The organism is Streptomyces sp. NPDC050211 (assembly GCF_040656035.1).
GTDB lineage: Bacteria > Actinomycetota > Actinomycetes > Streptomycetales > Streptomycetaceae > Streptomyces.
In genome coordinates this window covers 5,382-31,345 of the sequence record NZ_JBFALC010000040.1, presented here as the reverse complement: position 1 = coordinate 31,345, position 25,964 = coordinate 5,382, and the positions used below count along the sequence as shown (strand labels likewise).

Annotated in this window: 30 protein-coding genes and 1 pseudogene; 15 read left to right on the top strand and 16 right to left on the bottom strand. The window is 70.4% G+C overall.

All coding sequences use genetic code 11. From position 1 onward, the window contains the following. Positions 1-41: 41 nt before the first annotated feature. Complete coding sequence (locus AB0I98_RS31780) at positions 42-650, bottom strand: XRE family transcriptional regulator (protein WP_362947999.1); 609 nt, start codon at positions 648-650, stop codon at positions 42-44. A 98-nt stretch (positions 651-748) separates the two neighbouring features. On the opposite strand from AB0I98_RS31780, the gene AB0I98_RS31775 reads away from it, so the two are divergent. The 4 genes from AB0I98_RS31775 to AB0I98_RS31760 all read left to right on the top strand — a co-directional run bounded on the left by AB0I98_RS31775 (position 749) and on the right by AB0I98_RS31760 (position 4,525). Further along, the gene (locus AB0I98_RS31775) at positions 749-922 is read left to right on the top strand and encodes a hypothetical protein (protein ID WP_362947998.1); all 174 of its coding nucleotides are present in this window, start codon (positions 749-751) and stop codon (positions 920-922) included. Positions 923-1,027: 105 nt separating this feature from the next. Further along, positions 1,028-2,635: an MFS transporter gene (locus tag AB0I98_RS31770; protein ID WP_362947997.1), complete on the top strand. Its 1,608-nt coding sequence runs from the start codon at positions 1,028-1,030 to the stop codon at positions 2,633-2,635. Between the two features lie 142 nt (positions 2,636-2,777). Beyond that, the gene (locus AB0I98_RS31765; RefSeq protein WP_362947996.1) at positions 2,778-3,143 is read left to right on the top strand and encodes a hypothetical protein; all 366 of its coding nucleotides are present in this window, start codon (positions 2,778-2,780) and stop codon (positions 3,141-3,143) included. 455 nt (positions 3,144-3,598) lie between these two features. Further along, entirely contained in the window at positions 3,599-4,525 is a 927-nt protein-coding gene (locus AB0I98_RS31760) for an alpha/beta hydrolase family protein (protein ID WP_362948090.1), read from the top strand. Between the two features lie 2 nt (positions 4,526-4,527). Here AB0I98_RS31760 and AB0I98_RS31755 read toward each other — a convergent pair whose 3' ends face one another. The 7 genes from AB0I98_RS31755 to AB0I98_RS31725 all read right to left on the bottom strand — a co-directional run bounded on the left by AB0I98_RS31755 (position 4,528) and on the right by AB0I98_RS31725 (position 10,227). Beyond that, on the bottom strand, positions 4,528-5,370 hold the full coding sequence (locus AB0I98_RS31755) for a zinc-binding dehydrogenase (RefSeq protein WP_362948088.1): 843 nt from the start codon (positions 5,368-5,370) through the stop codon (positions 4,528-4,530). Between the two features lie 221 nt (positions 5,371-5,591). Continuing rightward, on the bottom strand, positions 5,592-5,957 hold the full coding sequence (locus tag AB0I98_RS31750) for a MerR family transcriptional regulator (RefSeq protein WP_362947995.1): 366 nt from the start codon (positions 5,955-5,957) through the stop codon (positions 5,592-5,594). Positions 5,958-6,033: 76 nt separating this feature from the next. Continuing rightward, entirely contained in the window at positions 6,034-7,293 is a 1,260-nt protein-coding gene (locus tag AB0I98_RS31745; protein WP_362947993.1) for an FAD-dependent oxidoreductase, read from the bottom strand. Further along, entirely contained in the window at positions 7,290-7,487 is a 198-nt protein-coding gene (locus AB0I98_RS31740; RefSeq protein ID WP_362947991.1) for a ferredoxin, read from the bottom strand. Before AB0I98_RS31740 ends, AB0I98_RS31745 begins: the two co-directional genes overlap by 4 nt. 47 nt (positions 7,488-7,534) lie before the next feature. Next, positions 7,535-8,776, bottom strand: a complete 1,242-nt coding sequence (locus AB0I98_RS31735; protein WP_362947990.1) for a cytochrome P450 — start codon at positions 8,774-8,776, stop codon at positions 7,535-7,537. Between the two features lie 288 nt (positions 8,777-9,064). After that, positions 9,065-9,790: a response regulator transcription factor gene (locus tag AB0I98_RS31730; protein ID WP_362947989.1), complete on the bottom strand. Its 726-nt coding sequence runs from the start codon at positions 9,788-9,790 to the stop codon at positions 9,065-9,067. An 11-nt stretch (positions 9,791-9,801) separates the two neighbouring features. Continuing rightward, a complete protein-coding gene (locus AB0I98_RS31725) occupies positions 9,802-10,227 on the bottom strand; it encodes a MarR family transcriptional regulator (protein WP_362947988.1) in 426 nt (141 codons plus the stop codon). Positions 10,228-10,579: 352 nt separating this feature from the next. Here AB0I98_RS31725 and AB0I98_RS31720 point away from each other — a divergent pair, with 352 nt between their 5' ends. Next, a complete protein-coding gene (locus AB0I98_RS31720; protein ID WP_362947986.1) occupies positions 10,580-10,984 on the top strand; it encodes a RidA family protein in 405 nt (134 codons plus the stop codon). Here the strand turns inward: AB0I98_RS31720 and AB0I98_RS31715 are convergent. Continuing rightward, a pseudogene (locus AB0I98_RS31715) lies at positions 10,983-11,220 on the bottom strand (transposase); the annotation flags it as partial. The gene AB0I98_RS31720 and the pseudogene AB0I98_RS31715 sit on opposite strands and share 2 nt — an antisense overlap. Then, a complete protein-coding gene (locus tag AB0I98_RS31710; protein WP_362947985.1) occupies positions 11,216-12,064 on the bottom strand; it encodes a LysR family transcriptional regulator in 849 nt (282 codons plus the stop codon). The gene AB0I98_RS31710 and the pseudogene AB0I98_RS31715, both read right to left, overlap by 5 nt. A 130-nt stretch (positions 12,065-12,194) precedes the next feature. Between AB0I98_RS31710 and AB0I98_RS31705 the strand changes: the two genes are divergently transcribed. Beyond that, positions 12,195-12,950 carry an NAD(P)-binding domain-containing protein gene (locus AB0I98_RS31705; RefSeq protein ID WP_362947983.1) on the top strand — a complete coding sequence of 252 codons (756 nt, stop codon included), beginning with the start codon at positions 12,195-12,197 and terminating at the stop codon, positions 12,948-12,950. Positions 12,951-13,017: 67 nt separating this feature from the next. Here the strand turns inward: AB0I98_RS31705 and AB0I98_RS31700 are convergent, their stop codons facing one another. Together AB0I98_RS31700 and AB0I98_RS31695 are read right to left on the bottom strand one after the other, a co-directional pair. Continuing rightward, a complete protein-coding gene (locus AB0I98_RS31700; RefSeq protein WP_362947981.1) occupies positions 13,018-13,668 on the bottom strand; it encodes a TetR family transcriptional regulator in 651 nt (216 codons plus the stop codon). A 163-nt stretch (positions 13,669-13,831) separates the two neighbouring features. Beyond that, positions 13,832-14,521 (bottom strand): TetR/AcrR family transcriptional regulator, encoded by a 690-nt coding sequence (locus AB0I98_RS31695; protein WP_362947980.1) that lies wholly within the window; start codon positions 14,519-14,521, stop codon positions 13,832-13,834. A 113-nt stretch (positions 14,522-14,634) separates the two neighbouring features. Between AB0I98_RS31695 and AB0I98_RS31690 the strand changes: the two genes are divergently transcribed. From AB0I98_RS31690 to hemC, 8 genes are all read left to right on the top strand, one after another. Beyond that, positions 14,635-15,384 carry an SDR family oxidoreductase gene (locus AB0I98_RS31690; RefSeq protein ID WP_362947979.1) on the top strand — a complete coding sequence of 250 codons (750 nt, stop codon included), beginning with the start codon at positions 14,635-14,637 and terminating at the stop codon, positions 15,382-15,384. 73 nt (positions 15,385-15,457) lie between these two features. Next, on the top strand, positions 15,458-16,360 hold the full coding sequence (locus AB0I98_RS31685; protein WP_362947977.1) for an SDR family oxidoreductase: 903 nt from the start codon (positions 15,458-15,460) through the stop codon (positions 16,358-16,360). A 96-nt stretch (positions 16,361-16,456) separates the two neighbouring features. Continuing rightward, positions 16,457-17,419 (top strand): ATP-dependent DNA ligase, encoded by a 963-nt coding sequence (locus tag AB0I98_RS31680; RefSeq protein WP_362948086.1) that lies wholly within the window; start codon positions 16,457-16,459, stop codon positions 17,417-17,419. A gap of 146 nt (positions 17,420-17,565) precedes the next feature. Then, the gene (locus AB0I98_RS31675; protein ID WP_362947975.1) at positions 17,566-18,342 is read left to right on the top strand and encodes an NPP1 family protein; all 777 of its coding nucleotides are present in this window, start codon (positions 17,566-17,568) and stop codon (positions 18,340-18,342) included. A gap of 78 nt (positions 18,343-18,420) precedes the next feature. Then, complete coding sequence (locus AB0I98_RS31670) at positions 18,421-20,004, top strand: glycosyl hydrolase family 65 protein (RefSeq protein ID WP_362947973.1); 1,584 nt, start codon at positions 18,421-18,423, stop codon at positions 20,002-20,004. 38 nt (positions 20,005-20,042) lie between these two features. Next, a complete protein-coding gene (locus tag AB0I98_RS31665; RefSeq protein ID WP_362947971.1) occupies positions 20,043-20,561 on the top strand; it encodes a hypothetical protein in 519 nt (172 codons plus the stop codon). Then, on the top strand, positions 20,558-21,019 hold the full coding sequence (locus AB0I98_RS31660) for a GNAT family N-acetyltransferase (RefSeq protein ID WP_362947970.1): 462 nt from the start codon (positions 20,558-20,560) through the stop codon (positions 21,017-21,019). Before AB0I98_RS31665 ends, AB0I98_RS31660 begins: the two co-directional genes overlap by 4 nt. 56 nt (positions 21,020-21,075) lie before the next feature. Continuing rightward, positions 21,076-22,011, top strand: coding sequence for a hydroxymethylbilane synthase (hemC, locus tag AB0I98_RS31655; RefSeq protein WP_362947968.1), 936 nt, complete (start codon positions 21,076-21,078; stop codon positions 22,009-22,011). Between the two features lie 3 nt (positions 22,012-22,014). Here hemC and AB0I98_RS31650 read toward each other — a convergent pair whose 3' ends face one another. From AB0I98_RS31650 to AB0I98_RS31635, 4 genes are all read right to left on the bottom strand, one after another. Further along, entirely contained in the window at positions 22,015-22,536 is a 522-nt protein-coding gene (locus AB0I98_RS31650; protein ID WP_362947966.1) for a hypothetical protein, read from the bottom strand. Between the two features lie 190 nt (positions 22,537-22,726). Further along, positions 22,727-23,575, bottom strand: a complete 849-nt coding sequence (locus AB0I98_RS31645) for an ABC transporter permease (RefSeq protein ID WP_362947964.1) — start codon at positions 23,573-23,575, stop codon at positions 22,727-22,729. Next, entirely contained in the window at positions 23,535-24,377 is an 843-nt protein-coding gene (locus AB0I98_RS31640; RefSeq protein WP_362947962.1) for an ATP-binding cassette domain-containing protein, read from the bottom strand. The genes AB0I98_RS31645 and AB0I98_RS31640 overlap by 41 nt, the downstream gene beginning before the upstream one ends. Next, entirely contained in the window at positions 24,374-24,829 is a 456-nt protein-coding gene (locus AB0I98_RS31635) for a MarR family winged helix-turn-helix transcriptional regulator (protein ID WP_362947960.1), read from the bottom strand. The genes AB0I98_RS31640 and AB0I98_RS31635 overlap by 4 nt, the downstream gene beginning before the upstream one ends. A gap of 244 nt (positions 24,830-25,073) precedes the next feature. On the opposite strand from AB0I98_RS31635, the gene AB0I98_RS31630 reads away from it, so the two are divergent. Continuing rightward, positions 25,074-25,955 (top strand): RNA polymerase sigma factor SigF, encoded by an 882-nt coding sequence (locus AB0I98_RS31630; RefSeq protein WP_362947958.1) that lies wholly within the window; start codon positions 25,074-25,076, stop codon positions 25,953-25,955. The last annotated feature ends 9 nt before the right edge of the window (positions 25,956-25,964 follow it).

Genomic DNA, 25,964 nt, shown 5'->3' with positions numbered 1-25,964 from the left:
GTGCTGCACACCGAAAACTGGAACCAGGTCGTCCGGTGCGGCTACGGGCGGGTGCCTTGCGGGTCAGAGTCTCCGTTGTCAGGGTGATCGCCGGTGTCGCGATGTCCGCGGCGGGCGTCGCGGTCGAAGATGCCCATGATCTCGCAGGGGCCGCCGTCGGCGCCGATGGCGTGCGGCATCATCGTCGGGAACTCGGCCGCCTGGTTGGTCTCCATGCGGAAGCGGCGGTGGCCCAGCATCAGGATCGCGGTGCCGGACAGCACGACGAGCCATTCCCGGCCCGGGTGGGCGCGCATGCGTGACGGGTTGTCCGGCGGCGGCTCGGTCAGCCGCTGACGCATGACGCTCATGCCGGGCTCGCCCTTTATCGGCCAGCGCATCAGGCCGTGGGCGCCGTGGATCGTGGGGCTGATGACGACATCGTCGGCGGCGTTCTCGACGAGCTGATCGAGGGTGGTGTCCAGAGCGCGGGCCAGGGTGACGAGCTGGTCCAGCGCGAGGCGGCGCTGGCCGTTCTCGATCCGGCTCAGCGAGGACTGGCTGAGGTGGGCGCGGGTGGCCAGTTCCTCCAGGGACAAACCCTGTGCGACCCGCAGAGCGCGGATGCGTTTGCGTACGAGGCTGTCCAGCGCACCATCTTCTTGCGTCATAGGCAACAGAGTATGCCTTGGATGCAACTCTGACTTAACGTCGAAGGCAGATGGCCCGGATGGGCTGGGTCCGCGCACGACAGAAAGGGTGGGAGGAGATGTCTGTGCAGACTTCCGCGTACGCGAGCGACGCACTGCCTGGTGAGACCGCGGACGCCGTGGTGATCGGCGGCGGCGCCGCACGCCTGAACGGTGCGCTGGTACTCCCGACCGACCTGACTGCCCAGGTCGGCGCCCTCGCCTCAGCCCAGAGCGGTACCTCCACCGCCTGACATCCGCAGCTCGCGCTGCCGCTCCTTCCCTCCGCATTCCGGCGTCCGGGCAGAGTCCGACGCCGAACTCCCCCATGCCCCTTTGAGAGGAAACCAGAGGAATCCATGAGTACGAACCAGCCCGCACAGGGGGCCGCCGCCATAGCCGGCGGCGAGGGCGGCGCACCGGACGCGCGTCAGCTACGCACCATCCTGATCGCCGTCTCCATCGCGCTGATGGCCGTCATCGCGTCGGTGTCCGGGCTGAACGTCGCCCAGACCCACATGGCCGTCGAGTTCGGGGCCTCACAGAACACCATTCTGTGGATCATCAACATCTACACCCTGGCCCTGGCCGCACTGCTGCTGCCGCTCGGCGCGATCGGTGATCGCCTGGGCCGAAAGCCCATGCTGATCGCAGGACTTGGCATCTTCGGTGTCGCAAACGTCCTGGCGGGCCTGGCCCCGACCGCCGAGGTCATGATCGCGGCCCGGGTGGCCGGCGGTGTCGGCGCCGCGATGATCATGCCGATCACGCTCGCCGTGATCACCTCGACCTTTCCCGAGGAGCAGCGCGGCAAGGCGATCGGCGTGTGGACCGGCGTCGCCGGAGGCGGCGGCATCCTGGGCATGTTCCTCTCCGCGCTCCTGGTCGATGTCGCGGACTGGCGCTGGCTGTTCGTGCTGCCGGTGGCCCTGGTCATCGTGGCCCTGGGCATGACACTGAAGTCGGTGCCCAACTCCCGTGAGCGCTCGGCCCATTCCTTCGACACCGTCGGTGCGCTGGTCTCCACCGTCGCCGTCATCGGCCTCATCTTCGTCCTCCAGGAGGGACCGCATCGCGGCTGGACCGCCCCCGCGACGCTCTTCAACCTCGCCGTCGGCGTCATCGCCGGCATCGGCTTCGTGGCCTGGGAGCTGCGCCGCCGAGACGCATCGCTGCTGGACGTACGCCTGTTCCGGGAGCGTGGCCTGGCCGGCGGCTCGATCACGCTGCTGGTGGTCTTCGGTGTCCAGGCGGGCATCGCCGTGGTCCTGTTCCCGTTCTTCCAGGCGGTGCTCGGCTGGTCGGGACTGCTGTCGACGGTGGCGATGATGCCGATGGCCGTCATGATGATGATGACCTCCGGCCTGGCCCCCACGATGGCCGCCCGCATCGGCGCACGGTCGACCATGGCCGTGGGCATCGCCCTGGCCGGTGTGGGCCTGGTGCTGATGGCGCTGTTCGTCTCCGTGGACGGCGGCTACCTGACCATCCTGCCGGGCATGCTCGCCATGGGCATCGGCATGGGCCTGTCCATGACGCCTTCCACCGAGGCCATCACCAGCTCGCTGCCGCGTGAGAAGCAGGGCGTCGCCTCCGCACTCAACGACATCACCCGCGAATTCGGCACCGCGCTGGGTGTCGCCATGCTGGGCGCGCTCCTGTCCGCCGGCTACCGCAGTGCGATCGACGACCGGCTGAACGGCGTCCCCCAGGGGACCGCGGACACCGCCCGCGAAGGCGTCGCCAACGCCGTCGAGGTCTCGGGCAGCAGCGGCCCGCACGCGCAGCAGATCGTCGATGCCGCCCAGCAGTCGTTCGTCGACGGCTGGCAGCAGGCCATGTGGGCAGGCGTCGCGGTCATGACCGCGCTGTTCGTCTACATCGCCCTGCGCGGCCCGAAGAACTCCACCCTCGTGGCGGTGGACGATGTCGAGGCCGACGTCGCCGAGGCGATCGTCGCGCGGTGATCGCGTAGGACACAGCGGCCGGCTTGAACAGAGGGCCTCTTGGATCCAAGGCAGGGCGGCGGCGGGCATTGTCTGCCGCCGCCCTGCCCCAACTCAGCGGCGCAGGAGCGTTCCTCCCAGGGCGCCGGGATAGGGTTCACCCGTGGAACGGATCTTGGTGGCGGGTGTCACCGGTGCGGGCAAATCGACGCTCGCCCAGACCTTGAGCAGTCGTCTGGGGCTGCCCTACCACGAGATGGACGCGCTGTACTTCAACGGCCCCAACTGGGCCACCAACAGCAAGTTGGCCGAAGACGTATCGAGGCTCACCGCCGAGCCTCGCTGGATCATTGACTCGCTCGGCTATCCGGAAGTCCGTGACCTGCTCTGGGACCGGGCCGACACCGTGATTTGGCTGGACTATCCCAAACGCGTCATCATGCCCCGCGTACTGCGCCGTTCTTTCCGGCGCAGCCTCAGACGCGAGGCCTCTTCGGCGGCAACAGGGAAACCTGGACGGGCTGGCTGAGCCGGGAGCACCCAGCCTGGTGGGCCTGGTCCCAACACGGGGCCCGCCGCCGCGAAGTCGAGCACCGTGTCCGCGATCCCCGCTTCGCCCCTCTCGACACCCTCCGCTTCGGCCACCCCCATGACACGGCGGCCTGGCTGGCATCCCTCTGACCCGGCGGGCAGGCAGCTGAGCCCTGCTTCGGCAACGGGCCAGCATCCAGCAAGAGTGGCGCGGACGCAGTCCAGGGCAGCCCCGACGGCACAACCCACGCGACTCTCACGACTCAACTACGGCTGAAACACGGCCCTTTCGCCGAACTTCAGCTGCCTAGTGTAGTGACCCCTGCCCCAGCCGTCCGTACGCTCCCCGGTGGTACTGATGCGTAGCCGGTTTCGGTTCGCTGGGAGTGGAGGCTCGCTGTGCACCCTCGCCATACCCGTCTGTTGATCTGGACAGCCCTGGTCGCCTTGGTCATGGCGGTCCTGCCGGGGACCGCGACCGCGGCTGTCGGCGGCAAGGGCGAGGGTGGCGCCCGGGTCGTGGCAGAGGAGAAGGTCGGGCCCCGCCTGCTCGACCTGACTGTTTCGTCGCCCGCTCTGGGGCGTACCGCCAAGGTGCGTCTGCTGACCCCGGACGGCTGGGACGAGCGGCGGAAGCACCAGCGGTGGCCGGTGCTGTTCTTGCTCCACGGCTGCTGCGACACGTATGACAGCTGGACCCGCGAAACCGACGTCGCGTCGCTGCCGCAGCTGCGCAACACACTGGTCGTCATGCCCGAGGGCGGACCGGCCGGGTGGTACAGCGACTGGTGGAACCACGGCGACGGCGGTTCGCCGGCGTGGGAGACCTTCCACCTGCGCGAGCTACGCCCGTTGTTGGAGCACGGCTACGGTGCGGGCCACCGCCGGGTGATCGCCGGGCTGTCCATGGGCGGCCTCGGCTCTCTGCTCTACGCCGCGCACCATCCCGGCATGTTCCGGGCAGCGGCGAGCTACAGCGGCGTGGTGCATCCCCTGTACGGCGACTTCCCGAACGGACTGATGGACCTGTTGACCGAGTTCGGCGTGGACCCGCTCGCCCTGTGGGGCGATCCGGTGGCCCAGCGCGCCATCTGGGAGGCGCACGACCCGTACTACCTCGCGAACCGGCTGCGTTCGATCCCCGTTTTCCTGTCGAGCGGCAACGGCACCGCCGGCCCCTTCGACCCGCCCGGCGCCCACGACGATCTCGAGGCACTGCTCAACGACATGAACCACGTTGTCGCCGGCCGGTTGAAGGCCGCCGGAGTGCGGCTCACCACTGACTTCTACGGACCCGGCACCCACGACTGGCCCTATTGGGAGCGCGAACTGCACCGTTCCCTGCCCCTGCTGCTGCACGCCCTCAAGCCGGGCCGCTGACCTCAGCGCCAGGGATCGAGGGCGTGCTTGCCAAGGTTCTGGCCCGCTTCGAGTTGCCACAGCACAGTCGGTCCCTCGGCCAGGGGATGAACCTGGGGGGCGCCTGGCGGGTATACGCCTTGGGCGATGAGTGCCTCGAGTTCGACGAGCAACGATCGATAGATGGACGGGGCCGCGGCCGCCAGCGCGCCGATGTGCAGGCCCTTGACTTGGACCTGGTGGGTGAAGATCAGGTCGTGCGTGCTGAGGCCGGCATCGCCGGAAGCGGCGCCGAACACGACGACGCGACCAGTGAAGGGTTTGGCGACCGCCAGGCTGGCCTCGAACGTGGCACGTCCCACCGATTCAAGGACCACATCACCACCGCCGGTCAGACGGGTGATCGCCTCGGCCAGATCGGGGTGCGCGCGGTCCAGGACCTCGTCGGCGCCGAGCGCTCGGACGGTGTCGTGCTTGGCTGGTGACGCCGTGGCGATCACGCGCGCACCGTAGTGGCGGGCGAGGCGGACAGCGGCCTGCCCTACGCCTCCGGCCGCGGCATGAACGAGCACCACGTCACCTGACTTGATCTCGCCCAACGGCTTCAGCGCCGCCAATGCGGTTGCCCAGTTCAGCACCAGGCCCAGGACTTCGGCTTCGCTCCAGCCGGAAGGGACGGGAAGCACCCCCGCGGCCGGCATCGTCATGTACTGCGCGAAGGCGCCCGGTCCCGTGCCGACGACACGGGTGCCGAGTGGGAGCGGGCTCTCGATTCCCGGGCCGACCTCCAGAATCTCGCCGGCGGCCTCGAAACCCGCCACGTAGGGCGCCTGCGGACCTCCTCCGTAGGTGCCGTGGGTCTGCATCACGTCCGCGAAGTTGACCCCCGCCGCGCCCACTCGGATCAGGTACTCGCCGGGCCCTGGGGCGGGGAGGGGGTGATCTGTCGTGAGGGTCAGGTCCCTTGGTCCTCGGCGCGACCTCTGGACCAGTGCCCGTATCGTCTGCTCAGCGGTGTGCCGCTGCTCATCGATCTCCATGCACGGGACCGTAGAAGCCTCACACCGATGTCAAGGTCAAGTCACGGTCATCGATCAGTCCGGCGAGCCTCTAGCAAGTAGGCGTCGAGTGCCGCCCGTTGATCGCTGAGACTCACGATGCGTGCGGCGAGGCGATCGCGATACCTCTGCACCTCCTGCAGGAATTCCGCGCACACCGCCTCCGCGTCGGCGTCAGCCTCGGCAGTGAGGTGAGGCAGGACTTCCTTGATCAACCGCACGGGCAGCCCGGACTCCAGCAGTGAGCGGATGACACGGACCCGGTCGATGGTGGACCGGCAGTAGTCCCGGTACCCATTGCCGCATCGCCCAGGAACGATCAAGCCCTCGTCCTCGTAGTAACGCAAAGACCTGGCACTCACGCCGCTGACCTTGGACGCTTCGCTGATCTTCATGCCCGGACAACGTCTGGGCGTCCCGCAATCTTCCTGCGCTCTGCGCTCCACCGTAGGCAAAGACCCCGCTCAGGCGTCAACAACGTTCGCGTCCCGCCCTGGGGGTCACGACGGCAACCATGGCCTCGACAACGGACTCCTTCGGTTCGGTCGAGGCGGACGCCTCGGCCGGTACGGTTTCGTGCCACTCGGCACCGGATGCGATCGCCGTCCGCCACTGCCGGACGGCCCGGGGCGGCATACCGACCGCGAGTACGCCGGACACGCGGTCACCGGTGCGGTACACGGCCAGGAACCGGCGTTTCGCCAAGTCGCCGTCCACCACGGCGACTTCGTCGTGACCGCGCAGGAATCCGTGCGCCTGGACCTTCATGTCGTACTGGTCGGACCAGAAGTACGGCACCGGCGCGAACGGCTTGCGCGCCTCGCCTGAAGAAGCGCGGAGCAGATTGCGCGCGACTGCCATGCCCTGTTCGGCGGCGTTCGTACGGTGCTCGATCCGCATCGACGTCCCGAACAGCGGGTTGTACCAGCGGGCGACGTCACCGGCCGCGTACACGTTCTTCGCGGCCTCGCAGTACTCGTCGCAGACCACGCCATCGCCGACGGTCAGCCCGCTGTCGTCGAGCCACTCCGTATTGGGCGACGAGCCGATCGCGACCAACACCTCGTCGGCCTCGACCAGTTCACCGCCGTCGAGCATCACCCCGTCCTCGGTCACCTCCGTGACCCGCACCCCGCAGCGCAGGTCCACGCCACGGTCCCGGTGGGCCCGCGACAGGACCTGCCCGACCTCGGTGCCGACAGCGTGCGCCAGGGGCACCGGGGCGGGTTCCAGCAGGGTCACCCGGGCGCCGAAACGCCAGGCCACGGCGGCGGCCTCCGCGCCGAGGAAGCCCGCGCCGACCACGACCAGCCGGCGCCCGGGTCCCAGCCGGTCCCGCAGCGTGAGGGCGTCGTCCAGGGTCCGCAGGACATGCGCGCCCTCGCCGGGCAGTCGCCGCGGCCGTACTCCGGTGGCGATCACCAGACCGTCGTACGGCACCTTGGAGCCGTCGGCCAAGTGGACGGTGTACTCGGCGAGTTCGAGGCGAACGGCCTCCGCGCCGAGGCGCAGGTCGAGGCCCAGGGCGGCCAGGTCGTCCGCGGTGCGCAGATCCAGCCGTCCCGCGTCCCACTCCGAGCTCAGCAGCTGCTTGGACAGCGGCGGGCGGTCGTACGGCAGGTGCGGTTCGTCGCCGACGAGGGTGATCGTGCCGTCGTAGCCCTCGCGGCGGAGCGTCTCGGCCGCCGCGAGCCCGGCGGCCGAGGCGCCGACGACCAGGATCCGGTTCACCGCTCCACCAGTCGGATGGCGGCGGCCGGGCAGATCGCGACGGCTTCCCGCACTTCGTCGAGCAGTTCCTCACCGGGGTGCTCCTCCAGGAGGATGGCGACACCGTCGTCGTCCCGCTGGTCGAAGACGTCGGGGGCGGCCATGACGCACTGGCCCGAGGCCACGCACTTCGGTTCGTCGAGTTCCACTCGCATGGTTGCTTCCTTCGTTCGTGGGGATGCTGCGCCGTACTGGAGGTCGGTCACCAGGCCACAGGCAGGCACTTGACGCCGTATGTAGTCCCGGTGTGGTCGAAGGCGAGCTGCTCGATCGGGGCGGCGAGGCGCAGGGTGGGGACACGGCGGTAGAGGGTGCCGTAGACGACCTGGAGTTCGAGGCGGGCGAGGTTCTGCCCGAGGCACTGGTGGGGGCCGTAGCCGAAGGCCTGGTGCCGGCGGGCGGAGCGGGTGATGTCGAGCCGCTCGGCCTCGGGGAACGCCTCGGGGTCCCAGTTCGCGACGTGCAGGTCGAAGATCATGCCCTCGCCCTTGCGGATGACCTGGTCACCGATCTCGATGTCCGCCTTGGCGACCCGGCGTACTCCGGTCTGCACGATGGACAGGTAGCGCAGCAGCTCGTCGACCGCGCCCCCGATCACCTTGGGGTCGTCGGTCTCCCGGAACAGGGCGAGCTGGTCGGGGTTCTCCAGCAGAGCAAGCGTGCCGAGACTGATCATGGTGGCCGTGGTCTCATGCCCGGCGATCAGCATGGCGACGCCCATATGGACCGCCTCGGAGTGGGTCATCTCCCCCGCCTTGACCTTGCCGCCCATCTCGGACACCACGTCGTCGGCGGGGTTGTCCAGCTTCTCGGTGAGCAGGTCGTCCAGGTACTTGCTCAGCGCACCGCCCGCCCGCCGTGCCTCCGCCGGGTCCGCCGAGCTGTCCAGGACGAGGCTGCTGCTGCGCTGGAAGAAGTCGTGGTCCTGGTACGGCACTCCGAGCAGCTCGGCGATCACCAGCGAGGGCAGGGGCAGCGCGACCGCGGTGAGCAGGTCGGCGGGGTTCGGCCCCGCCAGCATGGCGTCTATGAGGTCGTCGACGAGCTTCTGGATGTACGGCCGCATGGCCTCGATCCGCTTGACGATGAACGGGGCGTTGACCGAGCGGCGCAGCCGGGTGTGCTCGGGCGCGTCGGTGTTGGTGATGAGCCGCGGGGTGCGGGGAGCGATGTCCGCCCGGTGCGCGTTGACGTAGGGGAAACCGGGGTCGAGGTCGTCGTCGCTGACCCGCGGGTCGGTGAGCAGGGTGCGCTGATCCGCGTGCCGGGCGATCAGCCAGGGGGTCGTGCCGTTCCAGATCCGCACCCTGCTGATCGGTTTCGTCTCCCGGATCGGATGCACGGCCGGCGGCGGCGCGAGGGGGCACCGGGCATCGCGCTGCATGGGGTAGTGGGGTGCCTCCGGGGCCGTGTCGGACGGGGCGCCGGTCAGGGTGTCGGCCATGGCTCTCCTCGGTGGTGGGGGCTCCGTGGGAGGCGGAGCGCCGGGATCAAGTCGTCGAGGCCTCGATGAGCACATGCAAACAGGCTGGGCTGACGCCTTCCGGTCAGTTCCCTGACAGAAGGCTGACGTGACCCGGATCACATCTCGTCCACGTCTAACTCCCCTATCGAACAAGGAAGTTGACGGCACCAGATCTTTCCGGCAACGGCGAAACGGGCGGCGCCACCCGTCGCGACACCGCCCGCACAAAGGGCCTGCCGACGCCACCCGATTTGCTCTCGGAGCCCGTCAGGCTCCGCCCTCCTCGCCGCCCAGCCAGTAGCCGAAGCCCCGCCTGGTGTGGATCAGCGCGGGGGCGTCGCGGTCCACCTTGCGCCTCAGCCGTGAGACGAGTTGCTCGATGGCGTTGTCGCCGCGGAAGTCGCCCCAGACGTAACGGCCGATCTGCTCCTTGGTCAGCACCTGGTGCTCGTTGACCAGGAGGTAGCGGAGAAGCCGGTACTCCGCGGGCGTGAGGGCGAGCACGCGAGTCCCGCGCCGCGCCTGGCACAGGGAGTCGTCCAGGGACAGATCCTGGTGACGGAGGGCGCAGTCACGGGCCCGCGCGGGGCCGGTGCCGCGCAGCAGGACCCGGGCGCGGGCGAGGACTTCGGCCACACGGAAGGGCTTGGTGACGTAGTCCCGCTCACCCAGGCCGAGTTCGGGCAGGAGGGTGTCGAGGGTGTCGTACGCCGTCAGGAACAGGACCGGCGGGCGGAGCTCGGCGGGCGGTCTGCGTTCCCGGCCGAGGCCCGGCACGTCGGGCAGGGTGGCGTCGAAGACCACCAGGTCGAACCGGCTCTCCAGGACCCGGGCGAGCGCGGAGGCCCCGCTGTCGGCCACGCTGATGCGGTAGCCCGCCAAGGTGAGTGTGGTTGTCAGGAGTTCGGTGGTGTCGGGTTCGCCGGCGGCGATCAGGACGCGCTGACCGGACCCTCGGGCGAGTACCGGTTTCGGGCTGATGCCTTCATCCATGGACACGTCCGTCAGCCTCTAGGGGCATGGGGCGCCTGGCCCTCGTCGGCGGCGTACGTGAGGAGGGCGTCGACCATCCGCCCGAAGAGCAGGGCCAGTTGCCGCAGTTCCTCAGGCGACCAGTCGGCGAGGGCGAGTTGCATGCCGCGTGTGCCGATGTCACGGATGCGGGCGACGGCGTCCATACCGAGGGGCGTCGGACGCACGCGCAGTGCGCGTCTGTCATCCGGGTCGCGGACGCGCTCGACATGACCGGATCTCTCCAACTGCCGCACCTGCCGGGTGACATGGGATGCCTCCACGGCGAGCAGCTGGGCCAGCGCCGTCAGCACGGCGTGCCGCCGGGCACTGGCGTTCAGGTAGGCGGCACGGGTGAGGGCCCGCTCGATCTCGACCGCTTCCGGTGACGGGGCGACCGTCGGCGACAAGGGCGACATACCGAGCACCCTACCCTTCTACTTGCCTAACTCAAGCATTCGCCTCCGCATTGACCGACCGTCAGGCTTCGAAGCGCCGCCGGGCGGACTCGACGTGCCAGAAGTACCGGTAGGCCCAGTCACGCATCCCGTCGACCGTCGCCCGCAGTCCGTGGAATCGGCAGGCCGCAGGTCGGCATCCTCGGCCGAGCCGCCGAACTGCTTGGTCACCATCAGGTTCCCCAGTCACCGAAAAGTGCGTTCTTCCATGTCAACGCACACTCTCCTGTGGTTCCTGAGTAACTGCTAGAGACCACGTTGCCTGGTTTGACGAACACAGGCTTTCAGGAGCCCGGACAAGGAGACGGACAGCATGGCCATCACCCTGAGAAACCCCGAGGGACTGCCGAAAATCGATGTCTACCGGCAGGTGGCGATCGCCTCCGGCTCGAAGCTGGTCTTCATCGCCGGGCAGGTCGCCTGGGACGCGGAAGGCGTCACCATCGAGGGCGATCTCGCCGCCCAGGTGGAGCAGAGCTACCTCAACATCGCCACCGCGCTGGCCGAGGCCGGCGGTTCCTTCGACGACGTGGCGAAACTGACCTTCTACGTCGTCGACTGGACGGCCGACAAGATGCCCCCGCTCCTGGAGGGAATCTCCAGGGCGGCCGCGAAGCTGGTGGTCACTCCGGTGCCGCCGGCCACGCTGATCGGCGTCGCGGCGCTGGACGTCCCCGAGCATCTGGTTGAGATCGAAGCCACCGCGGTCCTTGACTGAACAAGCGTTCCGGGCTGGTCGGCGCGTCCGGCCGGAGCCAGAGCCAGTCGGTGACGCCCACCGCCAGGACCAGGCGCTCGTCGGCTGCCTCGGGCTGCGGCAGCCCTGCCAGCACCTGCCGCAGCCGCGGCACATCGACGTTCCCGCGGTTCCACCGGCGCCGTCACCGGTCCATCCGCGTGCAGCAACGCGTCGGTCAGCTCGAACAGCGTGTCCCCTTGAGGCGGAAGTTCAATCCGCGAACGCGGCCACGTACGACGCCACGCACGGCTCTGGGGTGGCCAGTGAGGTGACGACGTGGCCGTCGACGGTGACCGGCGGGTCGAGCGGCAGCTGGAGCAGCCGCTCGGAGCGGGACCCGTCGAGCTGCTCGGCCGGCATCAGCGTCCAGCCCTCGGCATCCCGGCCCACCTCGAACAGCACGTTGAGCATGTCCCCGGCAGGCGGCCGCAGCGGGGCCACGGGCAGGGCGGCGAGGATCGCGTCATGCATCGGCGGGTCACTGTCGCGGGCAGGTAGCCGCAGACCGTACGGATCGAGGTCGTGCAGGCTGACCGCGGGCTTGCAGGCGGCGGGGTGTTCACGCGCGAGCACCGCGTGCAGCGGCTCGGACCAGGCGCGCACCACCGTCACTGCCGCGGAGGTGAGCGCGCCCCGCACCAGCGCCAGGTCCAGCTCGCCGTCGCGGACGGCGTCGAGTCGCGCGGCCACCGGCAGGTCGACCAGTGTCGGCTCGGCGGGGCGTTCGCTGTCGCTCAGGCGGCCCACCGCCCGGTCAAGCCGTCGGGTGACGCAGGACGCCACCCCGATCCGCAGGACGGCCGCCGGTTCTCCGGCAACCACCCGCACCCGGGCCGCCGCAGCGAGGGTCTTACGGGCCGCAGCGAGCACTCGTTCGCCGGCCGGGGTGAGCCGTACCCGGCGTGAGGTGCGGTCGAGCAGGCGCACGCCGAGCTCGCGTTCGAGCCGGGCGATCTGCTGGCTCACCGCCGGCTGCACTATGCCCAGCCGTTGCGCTGCGCGCCCGAAGTGCAGGTCCTCGGCGACGGTCACGAAGTACTGCAGCGCTCTCAGTTCCATCTGCCTGATCTATCACACGATGTGATTGCTGCTGAGCGTTTCTGGTCATTGTTCGCGCAGGTCACTCCGGCTGTGATGGGTACGAGCCCGCCAGAGCGGCCCTACCCGCCGGATGCCGCGACGCGGGGACATGCGAACGGAGAACAGAGTGAGCACAACAACCCTCGGCGTCATCGGCACCGGCATGGTCGGCCTCGGGGCCGCCCGCCGCGCCGTCGACGCCGGCCTGAACGTCGTCCTGAGCAACTCACGCGGCCCCGAGACGCTGGCCGATCTCGTTGCGGAGCTCGGCGAGCGGGCCCGCGCGGCCACCCCGGCCGAAGCAGCAAGCGCCGGTGACCTGGTCCTCGCGGCCGTGCCGTTGGCCGCCTACGAGCAACTGCCCCGGGCGGAGCTTGCCGGCAAGACCGTGATCGACCCGATGAACTACGCGCCACATTCCGACTTCGAAGTGCCGGAACTCGACAGCAACGAGCTGACCTCCAGCGAACTGGTGCAGCGTCACCTCGCGGATGCCCAGGTGGTGAAGGCATTGCACAACATCGGCCCCAAGCAGTTGATGGAGCTGTTCCGCCCGACCGGAGCCCCCGACCGCACCGCGCTGCCACTTTCCGGCGACGATCCGGACGCCAAGAAGGAGGTGGCCGACCTGCTGGACGTTCTCGGCTTCGACGCGGTAGACCTCGGCACACTGGTCGACAGCTGGCGCAGCGAACCCAACACCCCGTTGTACGCCATCCCGTACGTGGGACAACCGCCGTCCGGCCTCACCGCCAAGGAATTCGTGGCCTGGGCCCAGCAGGCGCCCGGCGTGCCCGTACCGGTCGCCCGGGTCAGTGAACTCGCCGCCGCCGCAGTGCGAGGGCCCGCGGGTTTCCGGATGTAATAGCGGCTGATCCGCCCCGACGCAGGCGCTGCGGCATGGGGATCCCTGGGGGCCACCCAAGCTCAGCTCAGGGGCTCGGTGTCACGGGAGCCAGCCAGATGCCGACGACCGCGTCCGTCAGCCCGGTCGCGGCGTCGTTCCAATTGGCCCTCGGGGTGGAGACGTTCTCGGCGAGCGCGCGCTCCCGTTCGGCGGAGACGTGCAGGATCAGATGGCGTGCCATGTCGCCGCGTTCGGCACGCACGTCGGCCGGCAGGTCGGGCAGACAGCGCCGCAGACCGTCGATGACCTGCCGCAAGGTGGGCGAGCCGAGAGACTCCTCGATCATGATCTCGTACAGCGCGGGGTCGGTCATCACCTGGGCGCAGAAGCGGGCGTACCAGGTGGGGCTGCCCAGGGCCGCGAGATGTTCGGGTACGGGGCGCACCAGGCAGTCCACCCAGTCGCGTACGTCGGTGGAGTCGCCGATCTGGGCCAGCAGCCGGGACCGGATCTCCTCGATGCGCCCGTCGTGCTTGCGGACAATGGCGCGGATCAGGTCGGCCTTGGTGCCGAAGTGGTAGCCGACGGCGGCGTTGTTGCCCTGCCCGGCGGCCTCGCTGACCTGACGGTTGGACACCGCGTACACGCCCCGCTCGGCGAACAGCCGCTCGGCCGCGGTCAGGATCAGCTCGCGGGTCGCGTTGACCTGTTCCGCACGTATCGCCCTGCCCGCCATGATCACCACTTCACCGGGACTTCCCTCAGCCCTCCGACGGCCAGTCCCTCGAGCCGCCGCAGGTCCGCCGCGTCGACGGCGAGTTCCAAGGACGGAAGCCTACTGGCGTGGAAGGGCCTACCAGTGGGGCTCGCACAGCCGCCGCCCGCGGACCACTGACGCGTCACTTCGTGGAGAGTCTCTCCAGCCACTGCTGAAGCAGCGCCGCCTCCGCCGGGGTCAGCTCCTGTGGCTGTTCGGCCCGCAAGCGGGCTGCGAGGGTGGCAGCCGCCACTGGCACGGCCGCGTCCTCATGGCGTACGGCCGCGTCGCCCGGGCGGGTCAGCGAATCGATCACGGCGTCGCGCAACCGGGCCGAGAACTGGGGATCGGGGTACTGCTCGGGCCGGGTGAGCATCGACAGGGCGGCTCCGACGTTCGCCGACATGATCACCCGGGTCGCGACGGCGGGCGGAACGGTCAGCCGCCCGGCCGCCGCACACCGCTCCAGGATGCCGTGCAGCAGGTCGTGCGCCTCCTTGGCCGCGGCGGGCGGTGCGGTGAGTTCGGGTGAGTACATCAGGCGGTAGTAATTGGGGTGGTCCAGCGCGAACCGCATGTGGTTGTCCCAGCCGCTCCGCAGGTCGGCGACCGGGTCGTCGCTGGGGCGGGCCGCCCGCTTGGACGCGAGGTACTGCTCGAATCCCCGGTCGACCACCGCGGACAGCAGCCCGGCCTTGTCGCCGAAGAGCCGGTAGAGCATCGGCGCCCCCACTCCGGCCGCCTCGCACACGGCGCGCGTCGAGACATCGGCGACCGGCGCGGCGGCGAGCAGTTCGGCAGCCGCTTCCAGGATCTTTTCCCTCGCATCCATGCGTTCACAGTACGCCATTCGTAGCATCGATACGAGTTGCGGGTTACCAGCGATACGAAACTGTGTTATCGTCGATCCGTAATCAACGTAGCAGCGCTACGAAAGGACCCGTCATGACCACTCCGCAGCAGACAGCCCAGCGCGTCGCAATCGTCACCGGCGCCTCGCGCGGCATCGGACGGCAGGTCGCCCAGCAGCTCGCCGCCGACGGATTCGCCGTCGTCGTCGGGTACGCGGGCAACAAGAACGCGGCAGAGGAGGCCGTGCACACCATCGAGGCCGCCGGGGGCACCGCCGTCGCCGCCCGCGCGGACGTCGCCGACGAGGCCGAGGTCGCCGCCATGTTCGACCTGGCGGAAGCCACGTACGGCGGCGTCGACGCGGTCGTGCACGCGGCCGGCCGGATGGCCCTCTCCCCCGTCGTGGACCTCGACCTCGACGAGCTGGACGCCCAGTACCGCACCAACGTCCGCGGCGCCTTCGTCGTCGACCAGCAGGCCGCGCGCCGGCTGCGTCCGGGCGGCGCCCTCGTCAACTTCTCGACCTCGGTCGTCGGACTGCTCTTCCCCGGCTACGGCGCCTACGCCTCCGGCAAGGCCGCGGTCGAGACCCTCACCCGGATCCTGGCCAGGGAGCTGCGCGGCCGTGACGTGACCGTCAACGCCGTCGCCCCCGGCCCCACCGCCACCGACCTGTTCCTCGACGGCAAGGACGAGGAGACCATCGCCCGCCTCGCCGCGCAGCCCCCACTGGAGCGCCTGGGCACCCCCCAGGACATCGCCTCCGTCGTGTCCTTCCTGGTCAGCCCGGCCGGCCACTGGGTCAACGGACAGGTGCTGCGCGCCAACGGCGGCATCGTCTGACCTCTGCCGCCGCATGCCGACCAAGCCCTTTGCCCCTGGCCCTTCCTCACCTCTCACTGCCCAAGGACCCGTCATGAACGCCAGCAAGGTAGTCCTCGTCACCGGCGCCTCCAGCGGCTTCGGTGCCCTCACCGTCCGCGCGCTCGCCCCTGGCGGCCACACCGTCTACGCGGGCATGCGCGCCCTCGGCAGCCGCAACGCCCAGGCCGCCGCGGAACTCGCCGCCCACGCCGCCGAACACGGCGTCGACCTGCGGGCCGTGGAGCTGGACGTCACCAGTCAGGACAGCGCGGACGCGGCCGTCGCCCGCGTCATCGAGGAGCAGGGCCGTCTCGACACCCTGGTCCACAACGCGGGCCACATGGTGCTTGGCCCGGCCGAGGCCTTCACCCCCGAGCAGCTCGCCGAGGTCTACGACACCAACGTGCTCGGCACCCAGCGCGTCAACCGCGCGGCGCTCCCCCACCTGCGTCGCCAGGGCGAGGGGCACCTCGTGTGGATCGGCTCCTCCAGCACCCGCGGCGGCTGCCCACCCTTCCTCGCCCCCTACTTCGCGGCCAAGGCGGCGATGGACGCACTGGCCGTCAGCTACGCGGCCGAGCTCATACGGTTCGGGGTCGACACGACGATCGTGGTCCCCGGCGCCTTCACCTCCGGCACGAACCACTTCGCGCACGCCGGTTCCCCCGCCGACACCGACCGGGCCGCGGCCTACGACGCCCGCTACAAGGCGCTGATGGACGACGTCAACATCCGGCTCGCCGGGCTGATCCCGCCGGACGCGGACGTCTCGGAGGTCGCCGACGCCGTCGTACGGGCCGTCGAACTGCCCGCGGGGCGACGGCCGTTCCGGGTTCATGTCGATCCCAGCCGCGACGGCAGCGAGGTGGTCTCCGCGGTGGCCGACCGGATCCGGGCGGAGTTCTTCCACCGGGTGGGCCTCGCCGACCTGCTGACGCCCGCGAGCAGTCTGTAGGCAGCGCCGTTCAGGGGAAACCCGCGGGCGGGACGAGTGGCGGCGGGCGGGTCCGTCGACAACTGAGCCGTGACCACCCTGCCGCTGATCCCGCCCATGCTCGCCACGCCGGGCACCCTGCCGCCCGCCGCTCAGGACGCCCGCTGGGCCTACGAGACCAAGCAGGACGGGCAGCGGGTGGTGGTCTATCTCGCCGGGGACGGCAGCGTGGTGCTGCGTGCGCGGTCCGGGGAGGAGATCACCGGCGCCTACCCCGAACTGCGGCCGCTGGGTGCGGCGCTCGGCGTCACGCCAGCCGTGCTGGACGGGGAGATCCTGGCGCTGGACGCCAACGGCCGGGCCGACTTCCAGCTGCTCCAGCCCCGGATGGGCCTGGCGCACGCGCCCGCCCGCGCGGCCCGTCTCGCTGCTCAAAGCCCGGTCCATCTCGTGCTGTTCGACGTGATGCACCTGGGAGGGCGCTCCTTGCTCCCTCTCTCCTATGCCCGGCGGCGCGGGGAGTTGGAGGCGCTGGGCCTGGAGGGGCCGTTCTGGTCGACGCCCGCCGCAATGGTCGGCCATGGCGCGCAGGCCCTGCGGGCCACGCGCGAGCACGGTCTGGAGGGGCTGGTCTGCAAGCGGCTCGACTCGGTGTACGAGCCGGGGGTGCGCTCCCGGTTCTGGATCAAGATCCGGAACATGCGCAGTGCGGATGTCGTCGTCGGCGGCTGGGTGCCCGGCAAGGGCCGGCTCCTGGCCTCGGGCCTGCCCGGCGCCGTCCTGGTCGGCCAGCGGGCAGCGGGCCGGCTGCGTTACGTCGGCAATGTGGGCACGGGCTGGAGCGAGCCCGAGCGGGAGCAGCTCGCCGGGCTGCTGCGGGCCGCCGTATCGGACGTCTGCCCCTTCGACCCCGTCCCGCAGGTGGCCGGCGCGCGCTGGGTCCGGCCCCGGCTGGTCGGTGAGGTCCGCTACAGCACCCGCACCAGGGCGGGGATGCTGCGCCAGCCGTCCTGGCTCCGGCTCAGGCCGGATCTCACACCGGAGGAGTCGGCGGCGGACCTACCGGACGAACCTGTGTGACACGGCGTCATCTCTTCCCGTTTATTGGGCTGCGCTTCACCACTGGGACGCCTGTGACCTCTTGGCCGGAAGGGAGGAGTCCGGGATGCTGAACTCCCCTTTCCCCCACAGCCGTTGGGCTGCGCCCGAACCAAGAGGAGGACGCAGTGTCGTCAAAGAAGTCCGCCATACACCGCCGGAGATGGCTCACCGGCCTGGGCGGTGCCGTCGCTCTCGTCATCGCCATCCCCACCACCGCCTTCGCGGCTCCCCCCACAGCGCTGCCCGCCAACGCGGAGTCGGCCGAGCAGACGTATCAGCCCGCGTTCGACTACGACACGGACGGCTGCTACTCCACTCCGGCCATCGGCCCGGACGGCACTCTCAACGGCGGCCTGAACCCGACCGGTGCCCTGAACGGCAGCTGCCGGGACGCCTCGGACCTGAACAACACCAACGGGTACTCCCGCTACAAGTGCAACAACGGCTGGTGCGCCTACATGTACGGCCTGTACTTCGAGAAGGACCAGGCCGTCGCGGGCAGCAGCATCGGCGGGCACCGGCACGACTGGGAGCACGTCGTGGTGTGGGTGCAGAACAACGCGGTGCAGTACGTGTCGACCTCGAACCACGGCTCGTTCACCGTCAGCGCCGCCTCGTCGGTCCGCTTCGACGGCACGCACGCGAAGATCGTCTACCACAAGGACGGCATCAGCACGCACTGCTTCCGCCTGGCGAACTCGAACGACGAGCCGCCGGAGAACCACGAGGGCACCTGGCAGTACCCGCCGCTGGTCGGCTGGAACGGCTACCCCTCGGGCGTCCGCGACAAGCTCGTCGCGGCCAACTGGGGCAGCGCCAACTTCGGCCTGAAGGACGGCAGCTTCAACTCCCACCTGGCCTCGGCCAAGCCGTCCGGAATCGCGTTCGACCCCAACGCCTGATCCCGGCACCGATCGCCGGACCGCTCGTTCTCCAGCTCCCGGAGCCGCCCCGGCTCCGGGAGTCCGGGAGGACGGCACATGGCGGTCGACGAGCAGCAGCGGATCTCACGGCGGCGTTTCCTGGCCGCGCTCGGAACGGCCGGTTCCGGCGCCGTCCCCGTGCGTGCGCGAGCCGCGGCCGTGGGGAACGGGTACACCATGCCCTCCCTCGTCTTCGAAGACCCGGCCACCCAGCGGCGGCTCGGCGCCCTGTACGCACAGGCGCTGACGGACCTGGCCGGCGCGCACACCGTCCCCGCCGACCCGTCGGTGTACGACAGGGCCGGACTGCTCGGCTACCCTCCCGGCACCGTCGTACGGGCCGGTGGCGGCTATCCCGCACCACAGCGGTGGACCCGGGACGCGGCCGTCAACGCGTGGCACGCGGTGAGCCTGCTGGCGCCGGACGTCGGCCGCAACACGCTGTGGTCGGTCGTCGAGCGCGGTCCGGACGGGTTGATCGTCCAGCAGGACAACCAGTGGTGGGACCAGATCGTGTGGGTCCCGGCCGCCTGGCACCACTACCTCGTCACCGGCGACCGAGCCTTCCTCGCCAAGGCGTACGAGACGTCCGTCAACACCCTCGCCGCGCGCCGGGCGCGTGACCTCGACGCCTCCCACGGCCTGTTCCGCGGACCCGGCTTCATGAACGACGGAATCTCCGGTTACCCGGACCCGCCCGCGTCGGACCGCGTCCGCTCCTCGTTCGTCCTCGACCATCCGGGCACCGACCGGCTGATGTGCCTGTCGACCAACTGCCTCTACTACGGCGCCCAGTCGGCCCTGGCCGCCATGGCGGACGTACTCGGAAAACCGGATCGGGCGGCGTCCTCGCGTGCGGACGCCGCACAGCTGCGCCGGACCGTCGACCGGCATCTGTGGCGGCCCGAAGCCGGGACGTACGCCTACCTCCTCCATGGCAACGGGCAGACGGACACGTCGCAGGAGGGCGCCGGGCTCGCGCTGGCCCTTGCCCTCGGTGTCGCGGACCGCGACCAGGCCCGACAGGTCCTGGACACCACCCACTGGCAGCCGCACGGCATCGTCAACGTCTGGCCGCACTTCCCGCGTTTCGACGACACCAGACCCGGGCGGCACAACGTCATGGTCTGGCCGATGGTGCACGGCCTGTACGGACAGGCCGCCGCCGGCGCGGGCCGCACCGACCTGTTCGCACGCGCGGTGGACCTGCTCGCCGAGCTGTTCTCCGGCACCGGTTTCCACGAGCTGTACGACTCCGTGAGCGGGGCCGTCGACGGCGGCTGGCAGGCCGGCGGGAGCGGACGCGCCGAGCACTTCGTGTCACAGCCCGACCAGACCTGGTCGGCTACGGCGTATCTGCGACTGCTGCACGAGGGCCTGTTCGGGCTGACCTTCACCGAGGACGCACTCCGGTTGCGTCCCTGTCTGCCCGCGGGGTGGGGTCCGGTGAGCCTGCGCGGACTGCGCTACCGGGGCATGACGCTCGACATCGCCCTGACCGGGTCCGGCAGCCGGGTGCGGTCCTGCATGGTCGACGGACGCGGCGGCGAAGCCGTGGTGGCCGCGGACGGGACGGGGCATCACACGGTCGAGTTCGTGCTCGACGGCGATCTGCCGGCGCCCGGCGAGCACCCTTCGTGACAGTGGACGATCAAGCCGCCGCACCCGATGATGGGCGCATGGATCTGCACGAAAGGCTCCCCTCGGCGGTGGACGCCAAGTCCCTGCTCGGTCTGTCCGAGGGCCATCACGGGCGCGCCACCCGGCCGTTGGGCACGCGAGAGATCGCCGGTCACCTGGTGAAGTCGTACGCCATCGAGGCGCCCGGCCGTACGGTGACCGAACGGGACGCCGAAACCGCGCTGCGGATCGCCGAAGACCACCTGGCGCTGGGCCGGTTGCGGGGATCGCTGGGACTCGCCGTGCTGATCGTGCACGCGGGCGGCGACGGGGACTATGTGCTGGTCCACACGTGGATCGAGGGATGCATGTCCGATCTCGCCGTGTTCGCCGGTCCGGTGGGGCAGCCCGAGTCGCTGCGGCCAGGGCGGGCCGGGCTGACCCCGTGCGTGTGGGAGGCGGCCGTGCTTTCGTACGAACGGGACGTCTATGCGCGGCGCGTCCTCGACGGCACGGGGACGGTCGCGGACCGTCTCGCCGCTTGGAGCGCGGACACCGTCCAGGGCGAACTGCGGTGACTGCGCGCGTCCGATCCGCCGAGCCCGCCGATCTGCAGCGCGTGGCCGAACTCGCCGCCCAGCACGCGGCCTACGAACGCGCCGCGCCACCCGTTCCCGACCTCGCGGTACGGCTCGCGGGGCTCCTCTTCGGCACCCCGACACCGCGCCTGCGCTGCCTGGTGGCCGAACTGCCCGGCGGCGAACTGGTCGGCTACGCCACCTGCGCGCCCGAGATCTCCACCTGGGACGGGAGCGAGTACCTCCACATGGACTGCCTCTTCCTCGCCCCCGGCCATCGCGGCCTCGGCCTCGGTCCCCTGCTGATGGACGCGGTGGTCGACGAGGCCCGGCGGCTGGGCATCACCGAGGTCCAGTGGCAGACGCCCGCCTGGAACGAGGGTGCGGTCCGCTTCTACGACCGGTTGGGCGCCCGGGCGAAGGAGAAACTCCGGTACAGCCTCCAGGTCGCCGACTGAACGGTGGTCGAGCCGTCCGCGACCGGCGGATGACGCGGAGGGTCTATCGTGTCCGCATGCCCGTGCCCGATCTGATTCGCATCGTCTCCCGGGACTCGCCTATGGCGCTCGCCCAAGTGGAGCGTGTCCGCGCCGAGTTGACCGCCGTCCATCCCGGTGTGCGCACCGAGGTCGTGCCGGTGAAGACGACCGGTGACAAGTGGCTCGGCGATCTGTCGAAGGTCGAGGGCAAGGGGGCGTTCACCAAGGAGGTGGATGCCGCGCTGCTGGCCGGTGAGGCCGATCTCGCGGTGCACTGCGTGAAGGACGTGCCCGCCGACCGCCCCCTCCCGGCGGGCACGGTGTTCGCCGCGTTCCTGAAGCGGGACGACATCCGTGACGCCCTCGTCCATCCCGGCGGCCTCACCCTGGACGAGTTGCCCGCCGGCACCCGGATCGGCACCTCCTCGGTGCGCCGGGTCGCCCAACTGGCCGCCACCCACCCGCAGCTGCAGTGCGTGCCGTTCCGCGGCAACGCCAACCGGCGGCTGGCGAAACTGGCGGCAGGTGACGCGGACGCGCTGCTGCTGGCGGTCGCCGGGCTGGAACGCATCGACCGCCGTGACGTGATCAGCGAGGTGCTCTCCCCCGAGGTCATGATGCCGCCGATCGGCGCGGGCGTTCTCGCCCTGCAGTGCCGGGAGGGCGACACCGAGCTCATCGACGCGGTCAGCGCCCTCGGTCATCCGGACACGCATCGGGAGGCCACCGCGGAGCGTATGTTCCTGCACGTTCTGCAAGGGCACTGCAACAGCCCGATCGCCGGATACGCGCAGGTCGACCGGAGTGGCGAACTGTCCCTGAGGGCCTGTGTGTTCACGCCCGACGGCAAGACCCGCCTCAACGCCCACGAATGGGCCGGGCGGCTCGACCCCGCCACTCTCGGCACGTCGGTCGCCGTGGCGCTGCTGCGTCAGGGCGCACGCGAGATCATCGACGGCATCCCGCACTGACGCTCAGGCGGTTCCTTCTTCCGCCTGCTCCCGCAGGAAGTTGCTGACCTGGTGCGCCAGGCTCTCCCGGCCGGAGGCCGTGTGCGCACCGGCCTGTCCCTCGTCGAGGCCGACGCCGCCCGCCCACAGCCTGCGGTCGGTCCACTCCTCGTCGACCCGCAGCTGGACCTGGACGTCGACCTGGCTCAGGGCGGCTTCGGGGCCCGCCGCGAACAGCACGGCGGTGGCGCGGCGCAGCGGGTACACGTCGAAGCCCTCGATGAACTGCGAGTTGCGCCAGTCGATGAACGCGCTCTCGCCGTCGGGGCCGACCCGCACGTCGATCTGCCCGTCCTCCAGGTGGATCCCGAAGTGCCGCTCGCCGCGGTTCTCGACGGTCACCCGGACAGTGAAGTACGTCAGCCCTTCGGCGGCGTCGTCACGTCCGCGCGGCGGCTCGGCCGCCCGGAGCTGGTGGACGCGAACGCGCAGACCGGCCTGCTCGTCGTACTCCTGCCAGTCCCCGACCACGTTCGGCTCGTACACGGTGCACCTCTTCGACCTCAGAGAGCTGCTTCCTATCTGTGCGCTCAGCGCACTGTCAAATGAGCGGAATGGGCTGTGGCCAGCGATTTCGCCCCCTAGATCACTGATCAAGCGCTGCGCAGGAAGAATCCGCTCCCGGGCCGTGCGGCCGCCCTCGCGGGCGTGCCGCACATCACGTCCGCGGGCTTGATCAGCGGGCGAGCCGGCCGAGGAGCGCGGAGGCCGCGGTGATGCCGAGTGCGGCGGCCACGACGAGCACCGCGAAGTCGGTCGCCAGGTGTGCGTCGGTGCCGAGGAGGAGGCCGCGCAGGGCGTCGACCTGATAGCTCAGCGGGTTGACCTTGCTGACAGCCTGGAGCCAGCCCGGCATGACGGACAGGGGGTACAGGGCGTTGGAGGCGAAGAACAGCGGCATCGTGATGGCCTGCCCGAAGCCCATCAGCCGGTCGCGGCTGAGCACGATCCCCGCGATGGTCATCGACAGGCAGGAGAAGAAGGCCGATCCGAGGACCACGACCGCCGCGACGCCGAGCAGCCGCAGCGGGTTCCAGGTCAGTGCCACGCCGAGCACGGCGGCGATGGCGATCACGACGACGGCCTGGATCAGCGACTTCACTCCGGCCGCGAACGCCTTCCCGGTGATCAGCGCGGCCCGCGGGGTCGGCGTGACGAGGAGCTTGTTGAGGATCCCGGCGTCGCGTTCCCAGATGATCTGGATGCCGTAGAAGATGGCGATGAACATCGCGGACTGGGCGATGATCCCGGGCGCCAGATAGTCGATGTAGGGGATGCCCTCGGTGGGGATCGCCTTGAAGCGGGTGAAGGTCTGGCCGAAGATCAGCAGCCACAGGGTGGGCTGGACCGCGCGGGTGTACAGCTCGGTGCGGTCGTGGCGCAGCTTCTGCAGTTCGACGGCGCACATCGCCACGACGCGGGTGGGCAGCAGGCGCCAGCCCGCGCGGGGCTCCGGGGTCTTCAGCAGCAGCCCGAACGCGGGGTCAGCCGACCCGGCGGGCGGTGCGGCGGGTGCTTCGGACATCGCGGAAACCTCCTGACTGGTCGTCGAGGCCGCTGCCGGCGATGTCCCGGAAGACGTCCTCCAGGGTGGGCAGCATGTCCGTGCCACGGCGGGCCGCTAGCCCCTGGCGCAGTTCCGCCGGAGTGCCGAGGGCGCGGATGCGGCCGTGGTGCATCAGGCCGACCCGGTCGCAGTACTGATCGGCCTCGTCCATGTAGTGGGTGGTCACCAGCACGGTCATGCCGGTGGCCGCACGGACGGCGTTGATGTGGTCCCACACGCTGGTGCGCGCGATCGGGTCGAGCCCGATGGTCGGCTCGTCGAGGATGAGCAGCCGGGGCGCGCTGACCAAAGCCTGCGCGAGTTCCAGCCGCCGGACCATGCCGCCGGAGTACGTCCCGGCCAGCCGGTCGGCGGCGTCGGCGAGGCCGACCGCGGCCAGGGCCTGCCGGACACGCTCGGCGCGTTCGCGGCGCGGCACGTCGAAGACGCGGGCGAACAGGGCGACGTTCTCCCGGCCGGTGAGTCCGGCGTCGGCGGACAGCTGCTGCGGGACGTAGCCGAGCAGCCGTCGTACGGCCATACGGTCCTTCGCGGCGTCGTGCCCGAAGACGCGGACCATGCCGGCGGGGACCGGCAGGAGGGTGGTCATGCAGCGGATCGCCGTGGTCTTCCCGGCGCCGTTGGGGCCGAGCAGCCCGAAGCACTCGCCCTCCAGGACGGCCAGGTCGAGCCCGTCCACGGCGTTCGTGTCGCCGAAGGAGTAGGTGAGCCCGGTACAGGAGATGGCGGCGGGCGGTTCGGCCGATGCGTCCGGGGTCATGACTCCTCGGCCTCCTCGTGCAGATGGACGGCGAGGGTGCGCAGGGCCGGGATCGCCGCCCGGAGCGCCGCGCGGTCCGCCTCGTCGAGCCGGGCCACCTGCTGTCGTACGAGGTCCGCGCGGCGGATGCGCCATGCGCGCAGCCGGTTCCGCGCCGCGGGGGTGGGCATCAGGCGCGCGGCCCGGCGGTCGGCCGGGTCCGTCTCGCGGATCAGATAGCCCTCCGTCGCCAGCCGGTTGACCAGCGTCGACACCGAGTTGCTCGCCAGATACAGGTCCTTGGCCGCGTCCGAGACGCCGATGCCGGGGCGGGTCACGACCAGGCGCAGGAGTTCCACTTCGGCGCCGCGCAGCTGCGGTGCGGCCATCTCCCGGCGCAGCCGGCGCCGGATCAGCCGCTGCACCCCGACGAGCGCGTCGGCCAGCTCTTCCGGGAAGGTCTCGTCGTCCATGCCGTCGAGATTAGCTCTGTAGCAGAGGTAATCGCCTCCTCATTGCATCAAGGTCAGGTCAAGAGTCGATATGCACCAAATTGTTTGGATTCCCCCGAGTGGGGGAATCCACCTTTCAGTGCTTCGGACCGGAGGCACGTCCGTGGAGGCCGGGATGGGTCCCCGGTGCCTTTCGTTCCGGTCCGAGCCCGCGCCTCCCGTGGTGACTGTCCATCCAGCACACCTGCCGAGGGAGGTGCGCACGATGCGTAGCGCCGGCAGAACGACGCAGCATCCGCATGATGACGCCCCCGACACAGCGGCCGCGTTCGAACGGCTGTCGCAGCTGCCCGAGGGGCCGGCGCGCAGGGCACTCCGGGACGAGTTGGTCGAGGCCTGGCTGCCCATGGCGGAGCGGATCGCGGTCCGCTTCAAGGGGCGCGGGGAGTCCCTGGAGGACCTCTACCAGGTGGCCGCCCTGGGCCTGGTGAAGGCCGTCGACCACTACGACCCGTCGCGCGGCAGGGCCTTCGAGGCGTACGCCGTGCCGACCGTGACCGGGGAGATCAAGCGGCACTTCCGCGACCACATGTGGACGCTGCACGTGCCGCGCCGCGTGCAGGATCTGCGCAACCGGGTCCGGCATGCGGCGAAGGAGCTGGCCCACACGACTCCGGGGCGCGCTCCGACCGTCGCCGAGATCGCCGAGTACGCTCAGCTCAGCGAGGACGAGGTACGGACAGGTATGGAGGCCCTGGAGTGCTTCACCGCGCTGTCGCTGGACGCGGAGATGCCCGGCACGGACGGGTACGCGCTGGCGGACGGGCTCGGTGGGCCGGATCCGTCGTATGACGTCGTCGTCGACCGGGTGGCCGCCGGGCCCGTGCTGAGGGCGCTGCCCGAGCGTGAGCGGACCATCCTCTATCTGCGGTTCTTCGGCGGTATGACGCAGAGCCGCATCGCCCAGCAGCTCGGGATCTCGCAGATGCATGTCTCCCGGCTGCTCAGCGGCTGCTGCGCCCGGCTGCACGAGGAACTCCTCGTCGTGGGGGGGGGGCACCTGGCCGGGGCCGCCGCCGACAACCCAGGACACGCACCCACCAAGCCGCGCAGCCCCGGAGAACCATTGGCCGACGTCGACCAATAACCGAAACCG